The following is a 1271-nucleotide window of genomic DNA, read 5'->3' on the forward strand; positions in this document are numbered from 1 at the left end:
GAATAAACCCGTACCATTGGTAGAACCGGGATAATCCTTGTGTTTGAGCAGTAATTCCGTCATTTCACCGTAGTATTTAGTGCCGGTTTTGCTCAAATGGCTTTCGATGTAGATCATTTCTTCGAGGTTATCGAATTGACCATCTAGTTCCAGAATCGACACTTCATTCCCCAAGAAGCCATCTGGACCATAGTAGAGTTTAATGCCGGGATAAGTGCAGGTCAATTTACGACCACAGGGCCGCCAATCGATGGTGGAACCTTCATCAAACAGATAAGCGGGTTCAAAGTTTTCTACCCCTTCTTTCTGGATTAAACGGACCCGCAGTAATTTACTTTCGTGATCTTCAAGTAATTTGGTGGGCAGCACTTGAATCACCACGTCAGCGTACTGTCTTTGGGGATCGATATAGGCACTGAAATCCGGTTTTCTAGAATTAATAGCCGCCATCACATCATCATAGGTGTGACCGCGCTCGGCCATATCCCGTTGAATTTTCCAGTTAACTTTGACTTCATCGCTAATATCGAGATAAACGCTGAAATCTAATAGGGACCGGACTCGTTCATCATATAAGGGGTGCAGTCCCTCGATCACGATTACCTTATTCGGTTCGATGATTTCGGGGGGATCGATCATCCCCGTTTCATGATTATAAATAGGTTTATTAATGGCTTGACCTTCCTTGAGAGCTTTAATCTGCTCGTACATCAGGTCAAAGTTATTCGCTTTCGGATTGAGTGCGGTGACACCCACCTCTTTTCTCTGTTTGCGATCGAGGCAATGGTAGTCATCTAAACAGATCACTGTCATAAACTCGGCCCCGAATAAATCGGTCAAACGACGTAAAAAAGTAGATTTCCCACAACCGGAGTCCCCAGCTACACCGATTAGAACCACGCGCTCTGGCTTATTGGCCATAGTTTCCCTCTAAATACACGACTAATTGTTAACCCATAGTAGTAATTAAACCAGACTCTGGATCCAGCAGTACCCCGCCGCCACAAATTGCTGCTGCTGACAGGTTCGGCAAGAGCCTCACGCTAGAATGAGTAGGTATTTGATACTAGATTCTCTGTTCAGATCATACCGGAATCAGTGACCAAAATCAGTTATCAGTAATCAGTTATCAGTAGAACTCTTGCAAATTAATTATATGTTATAATGATGGGTTAACTAATTTTCCCCAAAAAATTAGTTAATCAGTACATTTGTCCTGAATGAAAACTTGAAGTTTAACTTTTAACTCAAAACTCTTTAGAGCTGCTTTA

1 protein-coding gene is annotated in these 1271 nt (G+C 42.6%); it reads right to left on the reverse strand.

Features of this window, described 5'->3' with window-relative positions; genetic code table 11:
- Positions 1-921, reverse strand: a 921-nt coding sequence (locus PX482_RS00130; protein WP_288121929.1) for a phosphoribulokinase, incomplete at its 3' end; no start/stop codon positions are given.
- Between the last annotated feature and the right edge of the window lie 350 nt (positions 922-1271).

Origin of the sequence: Microcystis sp. M53602_WE12 (assembly GCF_030065455.1) — a bacterium.
In the GTDB taxonomy this organism is placed as follows: Bacteria; Cyanobacteriota; Cyanobacteriia; order Cyanobacteriales; family Microcystaceae; genus Microcystis; species Microcystis aeruginosa.